At 57.8% G+C, this 860-nt stretch carries 2 protein-coding genes; both read left to right on the plus strand.

The genetic code is table 11. The annotated features are described in order from the left end of the window. Positions 1–594, plus strand: a 594-nt coding sequence (locus tag G6N73_RS36645) for a hypothetical protein (protein WP_206079288.1), incomplete at its 5' end; no start/stop codon positions are given. A gap of 97 nt (positions 595–691) precedes the next feature. Further along, positions 692–860: AbrB/MazE/SpoVT family DNA-binding domain-containing protein (locus G6N73_RS35950; protein ID WP_165034583.1), on the plus strand; the 169-nt coding region annotated here is incomplete at its 3' end.

The raw sequence follows: 860 nt of genomic DNA on the forward strand, positions 1-860 counted from the left end.
TATTCTGCCCCTGATGATAGCGACTTCAACATTAGCCGTTTTGTTGGGCTACTGGAGACGATCCAACACTCAGGCGCCAGAACCAGGCATTGCGTCGCTCGCATGGTGCTTTATCGGATGGGCCTGTTGTTAGGCAAGCGTCACTCTCCAAATCCAACCTGTTTTCGCGTCATCGCCGCGACGGCAGCGCAGGGATCCGTGCTGTCAACTTGGTGGATTGTCGCGATCGTCGAGATCGCGCCGTTCTTCGATGATAACCCGCGCTTTAAAGACAGCGGCCTGTGCGCGAGGCTGCCAACGCTGGAAGTCATGCAGGGAAAGACCCATTGGTCGTGCCGGCTCCCCCAGAAAGCTCAAGCAGCGACCCGAACATGTCCGCCTTGCGCTGAACTGTCTCATCGAAGTGTGCGGGGACTGCGATCCCTAGGCCGCTGTAAGGCGAAACGTCCCCGGCCCAGACGCGGCTTCGAGCGTTTCAGCTTCAAAGCAGCGCTGTCGGAAGATCGGCAGGGGATAGGTCGTTTCGATCATGAACTTGGGCATGGCTTGCTCCTGGTTGAGAATGGAGGATCGACTGCATGGTCGCCCAAATGAAAAAATGACTGAGGCGACATGTCAGGACACAGTGGGATTGAACTGCGCGTCGTTCAGCCATATCTTACGGTCGTCTTACGTCTTTGAGGCTCGACCAATGGACAACGCACAGAAGGTTACCATCACCGTTTCCACGAAGGGACAGGTCATCCTGCCCAGCGCCATCCGCCATCGGCGTGATTGGAGCGCGGGAACACGGCTCCTTGTCGAGGAGACAGCTGAGGGTGTACTGCTGAAACCGGCTCCGGTCTTCGCCGAGACGCGGC

This window comes from Allomesorhizobium camelthorni, assembly GCF_011045125.1.
Taxonomy (GTDB): Bacteria; Pseudomonadota; Alphaproteobacteria; order Rhizobiales; family Rhizobiaceae; genus Allomesorhizobium; species Allomesorhizobium camelthorni.